Consider the following 21,926-nt stretch of genomic DNA (forward strand, 5'->3'; position numbering starts at 1 on the left):
GAAACGAGGAAGGAGCGCGCTTCGGGGCCGGTGGCGCCGGGGTTGTAGAAACAGGTCGGGTGGAATTGGATGAACTCCATGTTGGCGACCTGGGCTCCGGCACGCCATGCCATCGCGACGCCATCGCCCGTGGAGGAGTCCGGATTGGTGGTGTAGAGGTAGACCTTTCCGCAGCCGCCGGTGGCGAGAATGATGCGGTCGGAGCGGAAGATCCTGACTTCTCCAGTTTCGCGCTCGAGGACGTAGGCACCGAGCACGCGGTCTTCGGTGACGACGCCGAGTTTGCCGGTGGTGATCAGATCGATGGCGAAGTGGTCTTCGAGGATCCTGAGGTTCGGGGTCTTTCGAGCGGTCTCGAGCAGGGAGGTCGCGATCTCGTGCCCGGTGGTATCCCGGGCATGAAGGATGCGTCGTTTGCTATGGCCGCCTTCCTTGCCGAGTTGAAAGCGGTCACCTTCCTTGTCAAAGTCCGAACCGTGGGCGACCAGATCATCGATGGTGGCCGTGCCTTCGCCGATGATGGTGCGGACGACCTCCTCATTGCAAAGTCCGGCGCCGGCATCGAGGGTGTCGGCGACATGGAGTTCGCAGGAATCTCCCGGATCGCGGAGGTTTTCGGGGAGGACCGAGGCGATGCCGCCCTGCGCCCAGGCGGTATTGGAGTCGAGCGCCTTGCCTTTGGTGATGACGGTGACCGTCCCGTGCTTGGCTGCGCGGATCGCAAAGGACAGGCCTGCGATGCCGGTGCCGAGGACGAGGAAGTCGGAGGTCATGGGGTGGAAGACAGGAAATCTAAATGGAGGCGCTCGAAAAGCCTAAAAGTCGGTGAGGTTCAATGCCATGGGACGGCGTGATTATCAATGAGGCGGACCTTGTCGTAGAAAACGGCGGTCGCAAGCAAAGAGGAGCGCTTGAGATCGGTGGCGGGTTCAAGGGTCTCGGCATCGACGAGTTGAAGGTAGTCGATGCGGTTGAGGGGGGACTCGATGGCGGCGCGGGCGGTGTCGAGGATCGACGCCGGGGTGAGCATTTTTGCGGCCGAGACCAATGCCCGGCGGATGCGGGGGGCGTCGGTGCGTTGCTCGGGGGTGAGGCGGGTGTTGCGCGAGGACATGGCCAGACCGTCGGATTCACGGATCGTCGGATGGGCGATGATTTCAACCGGGACATTCAAGTCGCGGACCATGCGGCGGATGATGGCGAGTTGCTGGTAGTCTTTTTCCCCGAAAACGGCGGCGCTGGGCTGGATGAGGTTGAAGAGCTTCAGCACGATGGTGCAGACGCCGTCGAAGTGGCCGGGCCGGGTGGCTCCGCAGAGCGTCTTTGAAAGGGAGTACTCGAGGACGGTGGTCGAGCGATCGGGGAAGAAAATCGAGTCGGCCTCCGGGGTGAAAACGAGGTCGACGCCCTCCGCGCGGCATTTTTCGAGATCGTCTTCAAGCGGGCGGGGATAGGCGGCGAGGTCGTCGGGGCGGTCGAATTGGATGGGATTGACGAAAATCGAGACGGCGACCTCTCCATTTGGTCCAGCGAAGGATCGGGCGCGGCGGATCAGTTCGAGGTGGCCTTCGTGCAGCGCGCCCATGGTGGGCACGAGGATGCGGGCTTGCTGCGGGCGGGCAGGAAATGTGGCGGGATCGGCGACAATTCGCATGGGCGCTAGGTTTCCGGGTGGGGAGGCCGACGGCAAGTGCGGAACCGACCGTTGACGGGGTCGGGTTTTCCGTTCACGGTTCCCTCGAAACCTAAGGAAGATCCCCAATTATTCATGACCATTATTCGTCGTTTTACCGCCCTGATCCTGGCCGTTGGCCTTGTCGGAACCGCCACCGCCCAAGATGGGAAGCTGAAGATCGCCACGATCGACATGCAGCAGCTCTTCAAGGAATACCACCGCACCAACGCCGCCCAGAAGCAGATCAACGTTGAGCGTGCTCGGATTCAGAAGGAGAACAACGAGCGTCTGGCCCGCATCCGCGAGCTGGATACCGAGCTTCAGAACATGCGCAAGCAGCTCGATGATCCATCGATTTCCGATTCGAAGAAGCAGACCGTCTATCGTGACTGGCAGATGAAGCAGAACGAAGGCATCGCGCTTGACCGCGAGCGTCGTGAGTTCCTGCAGCGCCGGAATCAGGCTCTCAACGAGAAGATGGTGCAGCGCATGAAGGGCATCCTTGAGGAAATCCGCAAACTGGGTGAAGAGCAGGCGAAGGCCGAAGACTATGACTATGTCTTCGACAAGTCCGGCCTCAGCACCTCGCAGGTTCCGTTTCTGCTCTACACGAAGGATGCGACCGACATCACCGCGACACTTTTGAAGACCCTCAACAAGGATGCCCCAACCGAAGTTGAGGTGACCGAGGAAGTTATTATTCCTGAGGGAGAAGCAGGCGAGTAAGTCGACCTTGATGGCTGTTGCCTTGACCCTTTCCGAGCTCGCCCGCTTGGTCGATGGAGACATCGTCCGGGGCGAGCTTTCTGCTGTCTACGACAACATCGCTTCGCTCGATGAGGCGGTGCGCGAAGATATTTCGTTTCTGGGTAACGAGAAATACTACAATCAGTTTTTGAAATCCAAGGCCGGGGTCGTGATGGTTCCCAAAGGTTTCGCTGATGGGTCCGAGGAGATGGCTTTGATTGCCGTTGAGAATCCTTCCTACGCCTTCGGTCTGGCGGTGAAGCATTTTACCAAGGCCCTTTCCTATTGTTTTCAGGCGGGGATTCACCCGAAGGCGGTGGTTGACCCTTCCGTGAAAGTGGACCCGGCGAAGGTCCGGATTCATGCCGGCGCGGTCGTGATGGCGGGAGCGCAGATCGGAGAGGGCTCGGAGATCGGGCCAAACGTCGTGATTGGTGAGCAGGTGGTGATCGGTCGTGACTGTCATCTGCATGCGAACGTTTCCATTCGCGAGCGTTGCGTTCTCGGAGATCGGGTGATTCTTCAGCCGGGTGCGGTGATCGGCTCGGATGGTTTCGGCTATGAGACCGTCAACGGCCGGCATGAGAAGATTGAGCAGATCGGGATTGTGGTGCTGGAGGACGACGTGGAGATCGGAGCCAACACGACGATTGATCGGGCCCGTTTCGGTCGGACGGTGATCGGCGAGGGCACCAAGGTGGATAATCTCGTTCAGATTGCGCACAATGTGCACATCGGAAAGCATAACTTCCTCGTTTCCCAAAGTGGGGTGGCTGGCAGTTCGAAGACGGGTGACTACGTCATTGTCGCCGCTCAGGCGGGAATCGCCGGGCATCTCACGGTTGGAGATCATGCGATGCTGGCGGGTCGATGTGGCGTGGCGGTCAGCTTGGATGGGGGGAAGAAGTATGGAGGCACTCCGGCCCAACCTTTGATGGTGCATCAGCGGCAGCAGGCCGCGCTCAGGAAGCTTCCGGAGTTGCTGAAGCGGGTGAAGGTTTTGGAAAAGGATCAGTAGATGAATCTGGAGGTGAAAATCCTGATGGAGAACTTTTCCGGAAACATGGAAGTCAAGGGTTTACCGCTCTGAGTGTAGAATGTCGGGAGCGGAGAATATTTCCGCTTCCTTTTTGTCGGCGCGGTAAATCCAGACGGGCCAAAGGATGGAGCCGATGATGACCAGCGGCCACAGCTGTGACGAACCCGATCATGAGTAGGAGTCGTGCCAATCCGAACCAAAACCGGCGGGTTCTTTGGATCCAGAATTTCGGGCGCTGGGTCCTCTCGATCGATGTTGGTGGAACTTTCTCGATCGGCAATGATTCAATGCCGCTGCGGATAGAAAGGGCGGTTGAAGGAAAGGCACCACCTGAAGGTGGAACTACAAACGCTTGTGTTCGGGCTCAGTTGGTGCGGCGCTCGCGCACGGCGGCGGCGAATTTTTCGAGGACCTTGATGGTGTCGTCCCATCCGATGCAGGCGTCGGTAACCGACTGGCCGTGGGTGAGCTTGCTGAGGTCGGGATTGAGCTTCTGATTTCCTTCGGTGAGGTTGGACTCGATCATCACGGCGGTCACGGAGCGGGATCCGTTCGAGATCTGATTGCAGAGGTTGGCGGCAACCAGCGGTTGGTTGCGGTAGTCCTTGAGCGAATTGCCATGCGAGCAGTCGACCATCACGTGGGGAGGAAGTCCCTGTTCCTCGAGGGAGACGACGACTTCGTCGACATCCTTGGCCTCGTAATTCGGTCCGGATTTTCCACCGCGAAGAATGATGTGGCAGGAGTCGTTGCCGGTGGTGGAGACGATGGCGGAGACGCCTTGTTTGGTGACGGAGAGAAAATGGTGGGGCCGCGAAGACGATTGGATGGCATCGAGGGCGATCTGGATCGAACCGCCGGTGCCATTTTTGAATCCGACGGGCATGGAAAGGCCGGAAGCGAGTTCGCGGTGGATCTGGCTTTCGGTGGTGCGGGCCCCGATGGCTCCCCAGGAGATCAGGTCGGCGATGTACTGGGGTGAGATGGTATCCAGGAATTCGGTGCCGGCAGGAATGCCGAGTTTGGCGAGATCGAGCAGCAGGCCGCGGGCGACGCGCAGGCCGTGGTTGATGTCGAACGAGCCGTCGAGGTTCGGATCGTTGATCAGGCCCTTCCAGCCGACGGTGGTGCGGGGTTTTTCAAAATAGACCCGCATGATGATCTGCAGTTCGCCACGATACTGTTCGATCAGCGGCTGGAGTTTTTTTCCGTACTCGATCGCTGCGGCGGGGTCGTGGATCGAGCACGGGCCGATGACGACGAGCAGACGGTCGTCCTTGCCTTTGAGAATGGCGTCGGCTTGTTCCCGTGAATTGGCAACCAGCTCCGAAACTTCCTCGGTGATGGGTTGGAAATAGTTCAGGACTGCCGGAGAAATCAGGGGATTCAGGCCGGAAATACGGAGGTCATCGGTGCGGTGCTGGGTCACGCGTGGGACGTTGCAAGCTGCGGGTGCGCACTGGCAAGGGGGAAAGTAGGATGAGGTGAGGTTGTTGGTGCTGCGGAGAGGTAAGGTGCTGCGGGCTTTGGGGAACAGGATTCAGGCAGTGGTCAGTCGCGTAAAAGGCTTCGCCTCACGCGATGGCTTTTGTATTTCCGACCCCTGAATCCTGACCCCTGTACCCCAAAGCCTGAACGATCCCCGATGTCTCAGCACTAGACGGACGGCATCCGAACGGGATACACAGCGGTGTGAAGAAGGAGCGGGTGGATGTGCTTTTGGTGTCGCGGGGTCTCTGCGAGACGCGGGAACAGGCGAAGAGGCTGGTGCTGGCGGGGGAGGTCCGGAGTGGCGATCGAATGATCGACAAACCGGCGACGAAGGTGCCGGAAGACATGCCGCTGGAAGTGAAGGAGAAGCCGAAGTTTGTGGGGCGAGGGGGACTGAAGATGGAGGGAGCACTGGATGCCTTCGGGATCTCTCCATCCGGTCTGATTTGTCTGGATATCGGAGCTTCGACGGGAGGATTCACCGATTGCCTGCTGCAACAGGGAGCCGAGCGGGTCCATGCGGTGGACGTGGGAACGAATCAGCTGGCATGGAAGATCCGGAGTGACTCCCGGGTGAAGGTCCGGGAGAAGTTCAACGCACGGCACATGGTCGAGTCGGACCTTGGAGAGAAGGTGGCGCTGATCGTGATCGATGTGTCCTTCATCTCGCTGACCAAGATTTTGCCTGCGGCTTTCGAAGTTCTTGAGGATGGGGGTTCGATCATTCCCTTGATCAAGCCCCAGTTCGAATTGCAGCGGGACGACATCGGAAAGGGCGGGATCGTCAGGGATCCCGAGCTCCATCAGCGGGCAGTGGAGAAAATCCGGAGCTTTGTGGTGGATGATCTGGGTCGGGAATGGAAGGGCTTGGTTGACTCGCCGATCACCGGCACCGATGGGAACCGCGAGTTCCTTGCATGGTTGGGATGATGTGGTTAGAAGTGAGCTTATGAAGGTCGGTATCATCGCCAATCCCCATAAAGCTGGGGCGAAAGCAGCGCTTGAGCGCCTCGGCGATGTTCTCCGGGCCGATGGACTGGAAGCCATTCTTTCCCGGGAAACGGCGGAGTTGGCGGGGGAAACCGGCGGCTTGTCGGATTCCGAGCTGGCGGAAGCAGCCGATGTCATCGCGGTGCTTGGCGGGGATGGAACCATGCTGAATGCGATGGCGAGGCTTGGTGGGACGGAGAAACCGATTGCCGGGATCAATATCGGGACGCTCGGTTTTCTGACCAGCTGCACGGATGGCGAGATTGACTCCTTTGGCGCCGCATTGAAGAGCGGCAACTACAGTACTAGCCGAAGAACCCTGATTTCAGCCCGGGTCATTCGTGAGGGGGAGGAGCCACGTGAGTTCATTGCCTTGAACGAAGCGGTGCTGGCTCGTGGTCAGACGGGACGTCTGGTCTCCCTGAGTGCTTCGGTGAATGGTGAGCTGCTGAACAATTATCGAGCCGACGGCCTGATCGTGGCGACGCCGACCGGGTCGACCGCGTACTCCCTCTCGGCGGGTGGCCCATTGATAAGCCCGTCTGCCGGGGTATTCGTGATCACCCCGATTTGTCCGCACACGCTGAGCCAGCGGTCCTTGATCGTGGACGATGAAGTGGTGATCGAGCTTTCGCCGGAGGATACTTCCGACGGGCCGATGCTGTTCACCGTCGACGGTCGCGATTGCATGGAGATTCTTGCCAAGGACCGAATTGAAGTCAGGAAGGCGGCCCAGAAGCTGAACCTCCTGAGGTTGGAGGATCGCTCATTCTATGCCGCTCTCCGGCAGAAGCTCAACTGGCGGGGTGGTTGAGGCTGTCGGTGAATGGGTTTGCCGGAGAAGCAGACATGCGCTGAACTGCGGGCATGCGCTATGAGCCGATTGATCCGCAGCTTTTCGTCCGGAATCGTGATCGTTTGAGGGCCTTGTTGAAGCCCAACAGCATCGTCGTCGTCAAAGCCAACGATATTTATCCGACCAACGCGGATGGGACGATGGCTTTCAAACAGCACGCTGATCTCTTCTATCTCAGCGGGGTCGATCAGGAAGAAACGGTGCTGGTGCTGATGCCGGATGCGGTCGATCCCAAGGAGCGGGAAATTCTCTTCGTCAAGGAAACGAGCGAGCACATCGCGATCTGGGAAGGGGAGAAGTTGTCCAAGGAGCAGGCGCGCAAGCAGACGGGGATCAAGCGCGTGGAGTGGACCAGCAGCTTCGAGGGCTGGCTTCACCGCCTGGTGCCCCAGGTGGATCACATCTATTTGCCGACCAACGAACACCTGCGTGCTTCGGTGGTGGTGGAGACGGCGAATGATCGCTTCATCAAGTGCTGCCAGTCACGTTATCCCCTTCATCACTACGAGCGGCTGGCCCCCCTGATGCATCAGTTGCGGATGACGAAGGATCCCGAGGAGATCAAGTTCATCCAGAAAGCTTGTGACATCACTGAAGCCGGTTTTCGAAGGACCTTGGGTTTCATCAAGCCGGGTGTCGGCGAATGGGAAATTGAAGCGGAACTGATGCACGAGTTCCTCCGCCGGAAGTCGCGTGGCTTTGCCTACAGTCCGATCATCGGCTCCGGGAAAAATGCCTGCGTGCTTCACTATTTGGAGAACGATTGCATCTGTCAGGATGGAGACATGTTGCTGATGGATGTGGCGGCCGAGTATGGTGGCTGGGCTTCCGACCTGACACGGACGGTGCCGGTCAACGGGCGCTTCACCGAACGTCAGCGGAACGTTTATGATTCCGTGCTGCGTGTTTTTCGTGGAGCGAATGAGATTCTCCGACCTGGGAACACCCCGCTGGAATATCAGAAGCAGGTCATCGAATTGATGGAGGCCGAGTTGGTGAATCTCGGGCTGATCAGTGCGAAAGAATCGCGGGAGCAGGGTGAGGACAAGGCCTTGGTGAAGAAGTATTTCATGCACGGCACCTCGCATCACATGGGGTTGGATGTCCACGATGTGGCGCCGCCGCACCAGCCTTTTGCCGAGGGGATGGTCTTCACCATCGAGCGCGGCATCTACATCCGTGAGGAAGGGCTTGGGGTTCGTTTGGAGAACGACGTCGTGATTGGACCTGATGGCAACGTCGACCTGATGGCGAACATCCCGATCGAAGCGGAAGAGATCGAGGAGTTGATGAATGCTTGATGGGACGGCACGCCCTCGTGCCGTAAAGTGAAGGCTTCGTCCGTCCCAGTTACGTTCTTTCCACCAAAGGAGCGGTCTTTCTACGAATACCAAAGAGCGCTCTGCCCATGCGGCACGGGGTTCCGCCTCCGATCAGCCCAAGACATCATCCATCGCATCGATGAGTTCCTGCATGGTGGCTTCGGTTTCGTTGCCCATGTTGGAGATGCGGAAGGTAAGGCCCTTGATTTTGCCGTATCCGCCGTTGATCAGGAAGTTGTGCTTTGTCTTGAGGTCCTTGATGAAGGTCGGGAGATCGAAGTCTTCCGGAGTGGCGAAGCAGGTCAGGGCTTTGGAACGACGACCTTCGGGAGCGAAGAGTTCGAAGCCGTGTTTGGCACCCCAGGCGTGGATCATTGCGTTGGTCTTGGCGTGGCGCGCGAAGCGGTTTTCCAGACCTTCTTTTTCGATCACACCAACCATGTATTGGAGTCCGAAAAGAATCGAGATCGATGGCGTGGACGGGGTGTTGTTCTTTTCGTCGTTCTTGGCGAACTCAAAGAAGTCAAAATAGTAGCCGCGGTTCGGGATGTCCTTGGCGCGGGCCAAAGCGGCTTCCGAGACAGCAAAGAGCGCGAGGCCTGGAGGGAGCGCGAAGGCTTTCTGGACTCCGGCAAGGATGACGTCGGCACCGATGGCATCCATGTTGATCGGCACGGTCGAGAGCGACGACACGGTGTCGACGATCAGCATGGTATCGGGAAAGGATTTCACCACCTTGGCGATACCCTCGAGGTCATTGAGCACTCCGGTCGAGGTTTCGGAATGGATGAAGGTCACGGTGTCAAATCCGCCTTCCTCAAGCTTCGCTTTCACGGCGGCCGGGTCGATGGCTTCACCCCACTCGACTTGAATCTTTTCCGCCTCGTAGCCCATCTTGTTGGCGACATCGAACCACTTGTCGGAGAAGGCGCCGCAGCAGAGGCAGAGGACCTTCTTTTGGACGAGGTTCTTCAGGGCGCCCTCCATCACGCCCCAGGCGGATGAAGTCGAAAGGAAGACCGGCCGTTCGGTGCCGAAAACCGTTTTAAGTCCCGGTTGGACGGAGGCGTAGAGTTCCTCGAAATCCTTGCCGCGGTGCCCAATCATGGTGTGGGACATGGCGGCGAAGGTTTCTGGCGAAACGTCAACCGGGCCGGGGGCGAAGAGTTTTGGTGAAGGCATGCGCGGGAGATAGGCGGGAATGGGGGAATTGGAAATGGGAAATTGGAGAATGAGGAAGGTTTGAGAGGGATTCAGGCCGCAGCGGCGAATCGGGCCGATCATTCCCCGGGCTGAGGAATCACGGTGCTTATTCACGCCGGGGAGGCGCTCGACCGGGCGTGCACCAATTTTCCCTGACAGGTGCGGTATTCTCCGCCTGTATTGATTCAATTCCCAAAGCTCACTGTGTCCCGAAAAATCCCCGCTATTGTTCAAGGCAGTCTCGCCATCACTTGGATGAGTGCGTCGATGGGTTTTGCGGCGACTGAAGCGGCGGATCTTCCGGCGCTTCTCGATGAGTACTGCATCGACTGCCATGACGGTGGTCTCAAGCGAGGTGGCTTGGATCTCGAGGCGATTGCCGAGGATGGGCTCGGCGATCATACGGAGATCTGGGAAAAGGTGATTCGACGGATGGGTGCCCGGCAAATGCCTCCTCCGGATGAGTTTCGGCCAGATGAGGAAACCTACAACGCCTCGCTGGCCGCGCTGACGGATTACTTTGACACCCGTGCTGCCGAATCTCCTGATCCGGGTCATGTGGATGCGATCCGTCGATTGACCCGGACCGAATATCAGCATGCGATTCGTGATCTCTTGGCCGTCGAGGTCGATATCAGCGAGATGCTGCCGAAAGACGAATCGAGCCATGGTTTCGACAATATCACGGTTGGGAGTCTCTCGCCCACGCTGCTCAATCGCTACATCAGCGCGGCACAAAAGATCAGCCGCATCGCGGTGGGTGGCGATCAGGGCTCGCCTCAGATTCGAGTGGTTCGCGTGCCGGCCGATCGAACTCAGGACGAGCACCTTGAAGGCCTGCCGTTTGGCACCCGGGGTGGTGTGGTGATTGATCACACTTTTCCGGTGACGGGTGAATATGAGATTGATGTCCGCTTGGCGAGGGATCGAAACGAAAGCGTGGAAGGGCTCCGTGAGCCTCATCAAATCGAAGTTCTGATCGGTGACGAGAAGATGGCGGAGTTCACCGTCAAGCCGCCGAAGGGTCCGAAGGGATCCGCGATGGTGGATGCGAATCTCAAGCAGCGGATTCGAGTGCCAGGAGGGCCTCAGAAGTTGGGTGTCACCTTTGTCCAGAAGTCATCGTCGCTGCTTGAGATCAAGCGCAAGCCCTACGAAGCGCAGTATAACATGCACCGGCATCCGCGTCAGGCTCCGGCAATTTTTCAGGTTTCGATTTCGGGGCCTTTCGAGAACTCAACGATCGGTGAGGAGAAGAGCACGCCGAGTCGGAAAAGGATCTTCACGAGGATACCGGAAAACGAGGCGGATGAAGTCGCCTGCGCGGAGGAAATCCTGAGTGGTTTGATGCGCAGGGCCTATCGCCGGCCGGTTGGTGAGGAGGATCTGGCCGGGCCGATGCGCTTCTTTGAAGAGGTGAGCGCCGAAGATGGCTTCGAGTCGGGGATTGAGGCGGCCTTGAGTTCAATTTTAGTGAGTCCGCGATTCCTCTTCCGTATTGAGGAGGACCCGGCGGAGGTCGAGCCCGGCGGTGTCTATCGGCTGGACGACGTCACACTGGCATCGCGGCTCTCATTCTTTTTGTGGAGCAGTCTGCCTGACGAGACCCTGCTGCAGGCGGCGGAGAAGGGTGAGCTATCCGATCCGAGGAAACTTGAGCAACAGGTTCGCCGAATGCTGGCGGATCCGAAGGCGGAGTCCTTGGTGACCAACTTTGCCAATCAGTGGCTTCATCTTCGAAACCTGGATTCGGTTTCTCCGGACCTGCGACTGTTTCCCGACTTTGATGACAACTTGAGGCAGGCGTTCAAGAAGGAGACGGAGCTTTTTTTCAAGAGCATCCTCGATGAGGACCGGAGCGTGCTGGATCTGCTGAAAGCGGACTACACCTTTCTCAACGAGCGTCTCGCAAAGCACTACGAGATCCCTGGTATTTATGGAAATCGATTTCGTCGGGTATCGCTCGGCGAGGATCGGCAAAGGGGTGGTTTGCTGAGGCATGGCAGCATTCTTGCCGTGACCTCCTATGCCAATCGTACTTCGCCGGTGATCCGGGGGAACTGGATTCTTGAAAATGTCCTCGGGACGCCGACACCGCCACCGCCGCCGAATACTCCGACACTCGATGAAGTTGTGATTTCCGAGAGTCTTCCGATGCGTGAGCGCTTGGCTGCCCACCGTGAGGACAAGAGCTGTGCCGCCTGCCATGTGTTGATGGATCCTCCGGGTTTCTCGCTTGAAAACTACGATGCCATCGGGCGCTGGAGATCGCGTGAGGGCGATCTGCCGGTCGATGCTTCCGGCGGCTTGCCGGATGGGACCAAGTCCGTGGGCGTGGAGGGGCTGGAAGACGGTCTCTTGGAGAGCCCTGAGCTTTTTGCTCGGACAGTGGCTGAAAAACTCCTAACCTACGGGGTTGGTCGAGGTATCGAGCATCGGGATGCTCCTGCCGTTCGGTCCATCGTGAGGGAGGCCGCGGTCTCCAACTACAAGCTCTCAGACATCATCATCGGGGTCGTCAAAAGCGTCCCCTTCACCATGAGAAAAAAGCCATGATCCTATCCAGAAAATCCCTTCACCGCCGCACCTTCCTCCGAGGCATGGGGGCGACCATCGGTCTGCCCTTGCTTGATGCGATGATTCCTGCAGCGACGGCATCGACGCTGACCGTGGCGAAGCCGGTGAAGCGGCTTGGCTTTGTGTTCATGCCAATGGGTTGCGACATCACGCGCTGGACGCCTGAAGGGGGTGACAAGCTTGGTCAGTTGTCGCCGATCCTGAGTTCATTGGACTCGGTCAAGGATCAGATCTCGGTGATTTCGAATCTGGAGCTGCAACCGGCCTATCCGGGAACGCATGCAACCTCGAATGCCGCTTTCCTCAGTGCAGCCCGGGCACGACGAACCGAGAGCTCGGACTACTTTCTCGGGACGACGGTGGATCAAATCGCCGCCCAGCATATCGGAGGCGCGACCCAGTTGCCGTCCTTGGAGATGTCGATGGATTTGATGCAGACCGTGGGTCAGTGCGACAACGGTTATGCCTGTGTCTATCAGAACAACCTTTCGTGGTCCTCGCCTACCACGCCACTTCCTGCGGAGGCTCATCCGCGCTTGGTGTTTGAGAGCCTTTTTGGCGAAGGAGCCACACCTGAGGAACGGCAGGCAACCTTGAAGCGTCGGGCGAGCCTGCTTGACTGGGTGGGTGATGATCTGGCGAGCCTGAAGCGTGAACTCGGCGCAGCCGATCGGGGTCGGGTGGATGACTATCTGGAGGCGGTTCGAGAAGTGGAGCGCCGGATTCAGAAGGCGGAGTCGGATGCCAAGGACAACCCCCTGCCGGATCTCGACCGTCCAGAAGGAGTGCCGGCCTCGTATGCGGACCACGCGCGGCTGATGTTTGAGCTGCAGATTCTGGCTTTCCAGGGAGACATCACCCGGGTCACGACCTTCCAGTTGGCTCGTGAAACCAGCAATCGGACCTACCCGGAGACAGGCGTTACCGATCCTCACCATCCGCTGACCCATCACGGAAATGATCCGGACAAAATTGCCCGCATGGCGAAGATCAATGCCTTCCATGTGTCGCTCTTCGCCGAGTTCCTGGAGAAAATGAAAGGCACCAGGGATGGGGATGGGTCCCTGCTTGATCACTCCTTGTTTCTCTACGGCAGTGGCATGGGGAATCCGAATGTGCACGATCACAACAACCTGCCGGTGGTCGTTGCCGGCGGTGCGGCGGGAGGGATGAAGGGCGGTCGACACATTCGCTACGACAAGCCGCAGCCGCTTGCGAACCTTCACCTGACCCTGCTCGAAAAGGCGGGCGTGGATCTGGATTCGTTCGGAGACAGCAATGGCACGATCGACGAGTTGAGTCTGCCACTTGGGATTTGATTTTTGACCGCAGATGAACGGGGATGGACGCAGATTTTTGAAACAACGAAGAACGCGAAATGACGCGAAATATTTGAGGGCACTGCCGGGTCCTTTTGGTGCGAGACATGCTTCCTTTAAATTTCGTCAATTCCGCGTCGTTTCGTTGTTGATATTGGCGGCTTGTTCGTTGGCATTCGCGGGTGATCTGGACCAGTTGTTAGAGGCTGCGCATCGGGATGATTCGGAGGCGGTGAAGGCCCTGTTGGTGAATGGGGATTTGGCCACGCAGGCGAATCGCCATGGGGTGACGGCGCTTTCGCTGGCTTGCCGGAATGGGAATGCGGAACTCGTGCTCTTGTTGCTCGATGCAGGCGCGGATGCGAACAGCTCGCTTGCTGGTGGTGAGACCTGTTTGATGACGGCTTCCCGGACGGGAGACGTGGCTTGTGTGGAAGCGCTGATTTCCAAGGGCGCGACGGTGGATGCGAAGGAGCGTCGGGGTCAGACGGCGCTGATGTGGGCAGCGGCGGAAGGTCACGAGGAAGTGGTGAGATGCTTGCTCAAGCATGGTGCCGATGGGCAGGCGAAGCTTGATTCAGGTTTTACGCCGCTCCTTTTCGCGGTGAGGCAGGGGCATATCAGTGCGGTGAAGGTTTTGCTGGAGGCGGGGGCGGAGGTGAATGAGGTGGCGCGACCGAAGAAGCCGAATGGAAAGTCGATGAGGCCGGGCACGTCTGCGCTGATGCTGGCGGTGGAGAACGGGCATTTCGAGTTGGCGCTTGAGCTGGTGGCGGCGGGTGCGGATCCCAACGACCAGCGTTCTGGATTCACGCCGCTACATGCCATGACCTGGGTGCGGAAGAGTGTTCGAGGCGATGGTGATAACGGCGTGCCGCCGCCGGATGGATCGGGAAACGTGACGAGTCTGGAATTTGTTCGAAAGCTGGTGGAAGCGGGGGCTGATGTGAATCGACGGCTTGAGCAGGGTCGGGGGAACGCGGAGTCGATGAATCCAAGGGGTGCCACTCCATTTTTCATGGCTGCGGAAACCTGCGATCTTCCCTTCCTGAAATTGCTGGTGGAGCTCGGGGCTGATCCGGCGATTCCGAATGCCGATCAAACACCTCCGATTCTGATGACCTGTGGAATTGGGGTGAATGCGCCCGGCGAGGAGGCGGGGACGGAGGATGACGCCATTGCGACGCTGCTTTACCTTCTGGAGCTTGGGGCGGACATCAATGCGACGGATGCCAACGGGGAAACCGTGATGCACGGAGCGGCTTACAAGGCCTCACTCAAGTTGGTGGCCTTGCTCGATGAAAAGGGGGCGGACATTGAGGTTTGGAACCGGGAGAACCGCTATGGTCGCACGCCGTTGACCATCGCGCGCGGTTACCGTCGCGGCAACTTCCGCCCGATCGCCGAGATGATGGATGCGGTCGAGGCTATGATGAGGAAAAATGGCGCCGAGGTTCCCCCGAGAGGTCCCGTTACTCCGGATACGAAGAAGCGTGGGTATGGGAAGTGACCCTGTTAGATGGCGAGCTTAATCCGGAAACACGATGGCGCGGCTGCCGTCGATGATGGTGCGGTCGTTGACGTGGTAGCGGATGCCACGGGCAAGGGCGGCTCGTTCGCAATCACGGCCGAGTCGGGCGAGATCGTTGGGGGTGTGGAAATGCTGCACGCGGTCGACCTCTTGTTCAATGATCGGGCCTGCATCGAGATCGGCGGTGACGTAGTGGCAGGTGGCACCGATCAGTTTCACGCCACGCTCGTAGGCCTGACGATACGGGTTGGCACCAATGAAGGCGGGGAGGAAGCTGTGGTGGATGTTGATGATGCGTCCCTGATAGGCGCGGCAGAAGTCATCGGGAAGGATCTGCATGAAGCGAGCCAGAACCACCAACTCGACGTCTTCGGCCTGGAGGTGCTGCTGGATTTCGGCAAAGCCTGCTGTCTTTCTTTCGCCGTCCATCTCGATCTGATGAAAGGGGATCTTGGCGTGATCGGCGATCGCTTTGCAGGTATCGCGGTTACCGATGATCGAGGTGATCTCAACGGGGAGTTCGCCGAGTTCGGTGCGCCAGAGGATTTCCTGCAGGCAGTGATCGGTTTTGGTGACCAGCACGGCGGTGCGCATCTTGTAGGGCAGGCGGCGGAAGTGCCACTGGGCTTGGAGGGCACGGCCGAGGGTGCCAAAGCCGTCGATGAAATCCTGCACTTCGACGGTGAGTCCGCCGGTTTCGATTTCGAGGCGGGAGAAGAAGCGGCCAGCGAGCTTGTCGGTGAACTGGGCGAATTCGACGAGATTGCCCGAGTAAGAGGCGACGTAGCCGGAAATCTTCGAGACGATGCCGGGTTGGTCCGGGCAGGAAAGTTTGAGGATCAGTCCGGGGCGAGCCATGGGGACGGGATTGAGGCGGATGATTTGGTCCGACGCAATCCCAGAGCGTGACTCACGGGGCGGGATATTCCGGATTCGAGATCGCGAGCGGCTGATGGTCGGAGCTTTTCTCCTTTGCTACGGGAGTAGCTGTTTCGACGGCTTCGGTGATCTGCGAACGGCGAAGCGCCTCGTTTGAGACCATTTCGATCACGGTGCCGGATCCGAGGACGGCGAGGAGGGCGACGCCCATGCCGAGAACCCACCAGCGGTCACTGTTGTGGCGCTTTCTCCAGCCCTTGCTGGCTTCGACCCGGGTAATCGTGGGAGCGACGTGAGTGGGCTCCGCGAGAGCGGGGTGCGGTCCGTTGGATTCCAGAACCATGGAAGCCTCATCCGCGTAGGCTTCGTCCGAGGAAAGCGCCACAAATGGGCAGGCTTGCGGCTTCACAAAGGGGCATGCCACCGGGGTGACCAGATCATTCCGTCCCGCAAAGCCTTCATCGATCGGAACCTGGGTCGTCACGAGGGGAGAGACTGACAGCGGCCCCGCGAGAATTTCACGGATCGTGTCTTCGCATACGAAGCCTTCGATCTCGATCCGTGGCTTCTTCTCCGAGTCGTGTGACGCAGGAAGCACCGGGAAGGGGCTGATGTTGTCGGGGATGATCATGGCGAGATAGATTGGTAGCATTATCTGCACGTCACACCGGAAGCGGTCAACCGTGAATTTCTCTAAAATAAAATATCAAGTTATCTAAACTATTAATAATGAATCGTCTGAGAAAAGACCTGACCTTGGTTTCGGCCTCGTGCTTGATGGCTCCATGAACGAGTCGGTAGTTATGACGGTGCTTGCATCAGACCGTACGGGAATCGTGAAACAGCTATCGGAGACGATTGCGGATCACGGCGGAAATTGGCTTGAAAGTCGGATGGCTCGCTTGGCGGGCCAGTTCGCCGGGATCTTGAGAATCGAGTGTGACGCCGCCAAGATGATGGGCCTGGTGCAGGCGCTTGAAGCCCTTTCAGAGGAGGGTATCTCGATTCAAGTGAAGCGCGAGGCGGTGGCCGAGATTCCGAAGCAGGCGATGCTCACGCTGGATGTGGTGGGGAACGATCGACCGGGCATTGTCAAAGCGCTGTCGGCGGCGATTGCTGAAGCAGGGGCCAACGTTGAGGAACTTCACACCGCGCTGGAAAGTGCGCCGATGGCTGGTCATCCGCTATTTCACGCGGTCGGGGTGGTTTCCTTGCCCCAAATGCTTTCAATGGAAGCCTTGGTCGAATCGATTGAGTCGCTCGGTGAAGATCTTGCCGTCACGGTTGAGCGGAGTGATCCGAACTAGCGGTTTTTTGATGGCCTGCGAAGAAGGTCGAAGCCGGTGCCGCAGTACATGCAGCGGAAACGGTGGGTCATCAGCAGGCTGATTTGTGCGGTCGTGCCGTAGTTCAGGGGGAAGGCGCGATAGGCCTTTTTGTGTTTGGCTGCCTGCGTGTCGAGAAGAGGGGTGCCTTTGCACAGTGGGCACTTGGCGGATGAGCGGCGGAAAAAGCCGAAGAGCCAGCTAATCGCGACGGCGATCACGGCGGCGATGAAGGCGTAGGTGACCTTCTTCTGTCCTTCCTGAACGAGGATGAAGCCCAAGGTGATGGCGGTGATCAGCGCCAGATAGTGGATCATCGCGATGAATCCGGCTGCCAAGAAAGGTCGCTTGTGAGGAAGCGAACGGTAGCCATCGGCGGATTGCTTGCGATACATCGTCGGGTCGGGCGGCGAAAAAAGATTCGTTGTCGAACCGGGAGGGATCGACTTCGTTGGAAGCACGCTTGATCGCGAGCTTACTGTCAATTCATCAATTCCCGTCGTTTGAGGACGAAAAAAAACCCTCGCTTGATGAAAGCGAGGGCCTTGAAAAAATCAACTCGAACTCCTGCCTTAGCTCTTGGAATCTTCTTCGGTGTTAGCCTTTTCGATGACTTCCACCTTTACCTTGGTGATGCCGTTGCTGAAGAATTTGAGTCGCTTGGCGACGCCTTCGGTCACATCGATGATCCGACCGGGGGTGTAGGGGCCGCGGTCATTGATCTTCACGATCTCCGACTTGCCATTGTTGAGATTGGTTACGCGAACCTTGGTGCCCATCGGCAGGGTCTTGTGCGCGGCGGTGGGGGCGTAGTTGCAAAGCGTTTCACCGCTGGCGGTGTGGGTCCCGCCATTGCAGCGGATGCCATACCAGGAAGCCTGGCCCTTCTGCACGGATTTCACGTTCCAGGTGGATTGGGTGGCGATGGGCTCCTTTTTCTGATTCGCCTGAGTGGCGCATGAAGTGAAGAGGAGGGCTCCGGCAAATGCCAGGGCCGCGGATTGGATTGTCCGGGTCATGGTTTGTTCTGAGTGGTTTACGCCGACGTTCGGCAGCGCTCCGATAAGACCGTTCGCGGGAGGTGACAAGGCAAAATGCCGACTGAGGAAAATGACGATTTTCCCGTGGAATCAATGGTTTTCTCAGGTTTAGTTAGGATTCATTAAGTTTTTTATCGTCAGATTGGCAAAGCTTCTGGTAGTTGGTCTCCAATGATGGAGACGTGGATTTCCTCCTGTTGCGATCGGTTTACTCGGTCGGACTTCGCCTTTCTCGCTTCAATTCTCTCACCCGGAGACCAGGATCGGCACCTTTGGACGCTCTGGGAAGACCCCCAGGCGATTCGTGAGATGCTCGATCTCAAAGAGGTTTTTCGGGGGGTGATTGATTCACCCGGCGCGGTATGCGTGTCACCGATCTTTTATTTCTACGTGCTCGTCCGGCACTCGTTCCTTGAAGCAGGAATCGAGGATGTGGCAATTGCCGACTTTGTTTCCAGTGTGATGGCGGAGCGGGTGGGTGCTGAGCCGGACGATGTCTTGAAAGGTGTCCCATCGGGAGTGACCCATGCGGCTGACTTCATTTCGATTCTTGAGTCGGCACGCGGACGTCTTCGTTTCCATCTTCAGGTGGCGGCAGGCAACCAGTTCCTCGTGCTGACCGGATTGTTTCCCGGATTCATTAAACGTCGATGCGAACGTCGTGGCGCACCGGGAATCGAGTTTTACGAAAACTTCGCACGGCAGGCCTATCGAGAAGCGGCCGACAACCCGAACATTCCACGCCATGCTCCGAGGCAGCTCTTCGGAGACCTATCGGAAATCCTGCCTCAAGCGCGGCTGACTCTGAATCGCGTGGCCGAGGAGTTGGTTTTTCTTGGCGACTAGGTCTTTGGCATGTCGGATCAGCGGCATGGAAGTCCGTGCGCTCGACAAACAAACGCCGTTCACCACCAAGGACGGTTCGACGATTCGCAGCATTCTTGATCTGGCGAATGCTCCGGTTGAGAAACAGAGTCTCGCGGAAGCGACAATTCGATCGGGTGGTAAAACCGAGCGGCACTGGCACAAGGACAGTGAGGAGTTCTATTTCATCCTCGAGGGCGCAGGCACGATGGAGATTGATGGGGAGACTCGTGAGGTTGGAGTCGGCGATGCGATTCTCATCCCGGCTGGCACGTGGCACCAGATGGTCGCCAAGGAAGATCTTCGTTTCCTCTGTTGCTGTGCCCCGCCTTATCGGCACGAGGATACTTTCTTCGAGTGAGTGGAGCTAAGTAGCGGCGAGCACCAGACCCGGTGGAAGTGATTCGCCAAAGAGACCGGCGTGATCTGTGGCCTCCATGGCGAGGTAGCTACGGACCTTGTCGGCTTTCACGGCGGCGACCCCGGACTTCTCCAGCTGATCGGCGATTTGATGGCGAATGGCTTTGGGAAGGTCGCGTGCCGGGTCATCGACAACTCTGGCTGCGCGGAGGAAGAGGTTCTGGATCTCGAGGAGTTCGGGGCTTGTCCAATCGAGGTCACGAAATTTTTCATAGGCTTCGGTTACCTGCTCGGGGGGAAGCACGGTGGACGGTCCGGCGTAGAGTGGGGCGCGGTTGAGCAGGAGGCCGAGGGCGACAAGCCAGGGCGCGCAGTATTGCCTGGTCTGGGCCAACTCGACGACGCGGGACGTGAAATCGGTCGCGAGTCCGGCTTTCAGAGAGACCTCGAGGTGCTCGAAGGCGCCGGCGAGTCGGATGAGTTCGGCCGAGGCCTTCCTGCCGGAGAGTTTCTCGAGATCCGGGGCCAGAATGCCTTGTTGGCGGTCGTGATCGAGCCCGCCGGCGACGCGCCGCCAGGTCACCCACTGCTGCACAGCCGTGCGTTTGCCCGGGTGAGCCGGGCCGTTGGCGCGGAGCTGCCAGAGTTGATCCATGTGGGTGGGGTCGCCATCGAAACCGAACCCGGGCCTCAGGAGGTAGCCCGCGACGATCAGCCAGGCTTCCTCGTGATCTGGCGACTGGCTGCAGAACTCCGAGCAGTCATGAAGTGCCGGCCACAGGCTTCGCAGCAGAAGTCCGTTCCATTCATGTTTGGGCTGCCCGAGAGCCTCCTCGAGTTTCTTGAGGAGATTGTTGGCGGTGAGCTTCTGTTTCTTGGATGAGCTACTACGGAAGTAGTGGCCGATGAGATCGGAGGCGGCTTTGAGGGTTTCATCATCGACGCCCGAGTCCATCGTGCTCGTATCGATCGATGGAGTTTCGTCGTGTGGGCGGAGGTTGAATTCCAGTGGCCATGACGCCACGATCTCGGGGTCGGCGCTGACCAGCAGCACGTTCAGCAGGCCGACTTCATTGAGGCTGGCTGTGATATGGACGGGCAGGCTGTCGATGGAGGCACCGGGCAATCGGGCGGTGGTCTGCAGCGGCGGAAGCGGATGAAAGCTGCGAGGGTCCCATGCGACGATGGCACCGGCGCGGGTCCTGGCGTGGCGTGTGGTGGAAAATGACTGGAACTTGACCGGGCGACCGAGGATCAGGGTGAGGTCGGGGAGGGAGACTTCGGATACTTCTTCAGGCTCGGCCCCGTGGGGGAGGATGCAGACGAGTTGGCGGGCGCTGTCTTTGGCGGCGACTTCGAGATACACGGCGCGGGCTGATCCGGCTTCGATACGCTGGAGCTTCTGACGCGTGATCGACCCGAAGCGGGCGGCGCCGCGGGCAACGGCGAGGGTGGGCTCGGGGTTCTGAAGGTTGAGGGGAGCTTGGCCGTCCTGCCAGCTGGCAATCTGATCGATGAGGCGCTGCTGCAGGAGCTCTGGATGAAGGGTGCCTCCGTTGAACAGCATCGCGTCGACCCTCGGTCTTCCTTGGAGGAACTCGGCGAGGTAGCGGGTGACGGCGCTGTCGGTGGCGTAGGGCAGGGCGACCTCCCGGAGACCGGCTTCGTCGCGGTCGGGTTCGGCGTCGGCGGCACAGTGAGGGAAGAAACCGTCGATCAGGATCGTGAGGATGTCTTCACGCTGGATTTTTGCGGTGAGCGTGCCGCCGAACAGGCCGGAGCCTCGACCGGGAATGGAAACGGTGAAGTCTTCCCCGGCAACATCGCCGAGGCAGGCTTCCTTGATCTCCCGGCAGCGGGCGACGAGGTAGCTCCACTGGATCGGCGCCAGTTCGGTGCCGGCGGGAAGCGCTTGCTGGACGCGGTGGGCGATGGCGAGGTCGATGTTGTCCCCACCTAACAGCAGATGATCGCTGACCGCCACTCGTCGGATGCGTGGCAGCGGCGAAGCTTTTGAGATTTCGAAAAGACTGAAGTCAGAGGTGCCGCCGCCAATGTCGATGACGACGAGGTGGGTGGGGCGATCGCTTAGAAGGGAATCCGCATTCTCGTGCTGTTCGAGCCAGCGGTAGAAGGCGGCCTGGGGTTCCTCGATCAGGCGGACGTCGTCGGGGAATCCTGCCTGTTTGGCCGCCTCGAGGGTGAGCTTTTGAGCAACGGGGTCAAAGGAGGCCGGAACGGTGATGGTAACTGCCTGCTGGTTGAACGGGTCGGAGGGGAAGCGGGCATTCCAGCTTGTTAGAAGATACTGGAGCAGGATCGCCGAAGCCTCGATCGGCGAGAGGTGCTCGCTGCGCGTGAGTGAGTCCGAGTGCCACGGGAGGAAGGGCTTGCTGCGATCGAGGACGTGGTGGCCCAGCCAGGATTTCGCCGAGTGAATGACCCGGCCCGGGACTTCGGCGGACTGCTTTCTGGCGAAGCGCCCGGCGACCCACGCGGCCTCTCCTCCAAGCGAAGGGGCTTCGGCAGCGGTCGGGAGGTAGAGAAAGGATGGCAGCGTCTCGGACTCGACTCGGGAGTTGGGTCCTTCCCATTGGGGAATTGGGAGAATCCGGGTGCCACCTCCTTCGATGGGCTCGTAGGCCAGGGCACAGTTGGTCGTGCCGAGGTCGATGCCGATGCTGTATTTTGAGGGAGCCATGGTGGCG

Annotated in this window: 20 protein-coding genes; 11 read left to right on the forward strand and 9 right to left on the reverse strand. The window is 58.9% G+C overall.

Annotated features, from left to right (window positions below; genetic code table 11):
- Positions 1-773, reverse strand: a 773-nt coding sequence (locus tag WBG04_RS00890) for an FAD-binding protein (RefSeq protein ID WP_424312448.1), incomplete at its 3' end; no start/stop codon positions are given.
- Positions 774-832: 59 nt separating this feature from the next.
- Positions 833-1,654 (reverse strand): pantoate--beta-alanine ligase, encoded by an 822-nt coding sequence (panC, locus tag WBG04_RS00895; RefSeq protein WP_424312449.1) that lies wholly within the window; start codon positions 1,652-1,654, stop codon positions 833-835.
- Positions 1,655-1,768: 114 nt separating this feature from the next.
- On the opposite strand from panC, the gene WBG04_RS00900 reads away from it, so the two are divergent.
- Together WBG04_RS00900 and lpxD are read left to right on the forward strand one after the other, a co-directional pair.
- Positions 1,769-2,401, forward strand: coding sequence for an OmpH family outer membrane protein (locus tag WBG04_RS00900; RefSeq protein WP_424312450.1), 633 nt, complete (start codon positions 1,769-1,771; stop codon positions 2,399-2,401).
- A gap of 10 nt (positions 2,402-2,411) precedes the next feature.
- Complete coding sequence (gene lpxD / locus WBG04_RS00905) at positions 2,412-3,440, forward strand: UDP-3-O-(3-hydroxymyristoyl)glucosamine N-acyltransferase (protein ID WP_424312451.1); 1,029 nt, start codon at positions 2,412-2,414, stop codon at positions 3,438-3,440.
- 385 nt (positions 3,441-3,825) lie between these two features.
- Here the strand turns inward: lpxD and WBG04_RS00910 are convergent, their stop codons facing one another.
- The gene (locus WBG04_RS00910) at positions 3,826-4,890 is read right to left on the reverse strand and encodes a 3-deoxy-7-phosphoheptulonate synthase (protein ID WP_424312452.1); all 1,065 of its coding nucleotides are present in this window, start codon (positions 4,888-4,890) and stop codon (positions 3,826-3,828) included.
- 263 nt (positions 4,891-5,153) lie between these two features.
- Between WBG04_RS00910 and WBG04_RS00915 the strand changes: the two genes are divergently transcribed.
- Genes WBG04_RS00915 through WBG04_RS00925 form a run of 3 tightly spaced genes read left to right on the forward strand, consistent with a single transcriptional unit; the run spans position 5,154 to position 8,099 of the window.
- Positions 5,154-5,882, forward strand: coding sequence for a TlyA family RNA methyltransferase (locus tag WBG04_RS00915; protein ID WP_424312453.1), 729 nt, complete (start codon positions 5,154-5,156; stop codon positions 5,880-5,882).
- Between the two features lie 19 nt (positions 5,883-5,901).
- Positions 5,902-6,756: an NAD(+)/NADH kinase gene (locus WBG04_RS00920; protein WP_424312454.1), complete on the forward strand. Its 855-nt coding sequence runs from the start codon at positions 5,902-5,904 to the stop codon at positions 6,754-6,756.
- A 53-nt stretch (positions 6,757-6,809) separates the two neighbouring features.
- A complete protein-coding gene (locus WBG04_RS00925; RefSeq protein WP_424312455.1) occupies positions 6,810-8,099 on the forward strand; it encodes an aminopeptidase P N-terminal domain-containing protein in 1,290 nt (429 codons plus the stop codon).
- A 132-nt stretch (positions 8,100-8,231) separates the two neighbouring features.
- Here the strand turns inward: WBG04_RS00925 and WBG04_RS00930 are convergent, their stop codons facing one another.
- The gene (locus WBG04_RS00930) at positions 8,232-9,302 is read right to left on the reverse strand and encodes a pyridoxal-phosphate-dependent aminotransferase family protein (RefSeq protein ID WP_424312456.1); all 1,071 of its coding nucleotides are present in this window, start codon (positions 9,300-9,302) and stop codon (positions 8,232-8,234) included.
- A gap of 225 nt (positions 9,303-9,527) precedes the next feature.
- Between WBG04_RS00930 and WBG04_RS00935 the strand changes: the two genes are divergently transcribed.
- The 3 genes from WBG04_RS00935 to WBG04_RS00945 all read left to right on the forward strand — a co-directional run bounded on the left by WBG04_RS00935 (position 9,528) and on the right by WBG04_RS00945 (position 14,729).
- Complete coding sequence (locus WBG04_RS00935) at positions 9,528-11,879, forward strand: DUF1592 domain-containing protein (protein WP_424312457.1); 2,352 nt, start codon at positions 9,528-9,530, stop codon at positions 11,877-11,879.
- Positions 11,876-13,219, forward strand: a complete 1,344-nt coding sequence (locus WBG04_RS00940) for a DUF1552 domain-containing protein (protein ID WP_424312458.1) — start codon at positions 11,876-11,878, stop codon at positions 13,217-13,219. Before WBG04_RS00935 ends, WBG04_RS00940 begins: the two co-directional genes overlap by 4 nt.
- Before the next feature lie 145 nt (positions 13,220-13,364).
- Complete coding sequence (locus WBG04_RS00945) at positions 13,365-14,729, forward strand: ankyrin repeat domain-containing protein (RefSeq protein WP_424312459.1); 1,365 nt, start codon at positions 13,365-13,367, stop codon at positions 14,727-14,729.
- An 18-nt stretch (positions 14,730-14,747) separates the two neighbouring features.
- On the opposite strand, the gene purU is transcribed toward WBG04_RS00945, so the two are convergent.
- Both purU and WBG04_RS00955 read right to left on the reverse strand, forming a co-directional pair.
- Positions 14,748-15,608: a formyltetrahydrofolate deformylase gene (purU, locus tag WBG04_RS00950; RefSeq protein WP_424312460.1), complete on the reverse strand. Its 861-nt coding sequence runs from the start codon at positions 15,606-15,608 to the stop codon at positions 14,748-14,750.
- A gap of 52 nt (positions 15,609-15,660) precedes the next feature.
- Complete coding sequence (locus WBG04_RS00955; RefSeq protein WP_424312461.1) at positions 15,661-16,260, reverse strand: hypothetical protein; 600 nt, start codon at positions 16,258-16,260, stop codon at positions 15,661-15,663.
- A 172-nt stretch (positions 16,261-16,432) separates the two neighbouring features.
- Here WBG04_RS00955 and WBG04_RS00960 point away from each other — a divergent pair, with 172 nt between their 5' ends.
- The gene (locus WBG04_RS00960; RefSeq protein WP_424312491.1) at positions 16,433-16,936 is read left to right on the forward strand and encodes a glycine cleavage system protein R; all 504 of its coding nucleotides are present in this window, start codon (positions 16,433-16,435) and stop codon (positions 16,934-16,936) included.
- Here the strand turns inward: WBG04_RS00960 and WBG04_RS00965 are convergent.
- Together WBG04_RS00965 and WBG04_RS00970 are read right to left on the reverse strand one after the other, a co-directional pair.
- The gene (locus tag WBG04_RS00965) at positions 16,933-17,415 is read right to left on the reverse strand and encodes a hypothetical protein (RefSeq protein ID WP_424312462.1); all 483 of its coding nucleotides are present in this window, start codon (positions 17,413-17,415) and stop codon (positions 16,933-16,935) included. The genes WBG04_RS00960 and WBG04_RS00965 overlap by 4 nt on opposite strands.
- A 111-nt stretch (positions 17,416-17,526) precedes the next feature.
- Positions 17,527-17,973 carry a septal ring lytic transglycosylase RlpA family protein gene (locus tag WBG04_RS00970; RefSeq protein ID WP_424312463.1) on the reverse strand — a complete coding sequence of 149 codons (447 nt, stop codon included), beginning with the start codon at positions 17,971-17,973 and terminating at the stop codon, positions 17,527-17,529.
- Positions 17,974-18,303: 330 nt separating this feature from the next.
- Between WBG04_RS00970 and WBG04_RS00975 the strand changes: the two genes are divergently transcribed.
- A complete protein-coding gene (locus WBG04_RS00975) occupies positions 18,304-18,840 on the forward strand; it encodes a hypothetical protein (protein WP_424312464.1) in 537 nt (178 codons plus the stop codon).
- A gap of 25 nt (positions 18,841-18,865) precedes the next feature.
- Complete coding sequence (locus WBG04_RS00980; protein WP_424312465.1) at positions 18,866-19,219, forward strand: cupin domain-containing protein; 354 nt, start codon at positions 18,866-18,868, stop codon at positions 19,217-19,219.
- Between the two features lie 6 nt (positions 19,220-19,225).
- Here WBG04_RS00980 and WBG04_RS00985 read toward each other — a convergent pair whose 3' ends face one another.
- Complete coding sequence (locus WBG04_RS00985; RefSeq protein WP_424312466.1) at positions 19,226-21,919, reverse strand: Hsp70 family protein; 2,694 nt, start codon at positions 21,917-21,919, stop codon at positions 19,226-19,228.
- Positions 21,920-21,926: the final 7 nt, after the last annotated feature.

Source organism: Haloferula sp. (assembly GCF_049672945.1).
Lineage (GTDB): Bacteria > Verrucomicrobiota > Verrucomicrobiia > Verrucomicrobiales > Akkermansiaceae > Haloferula.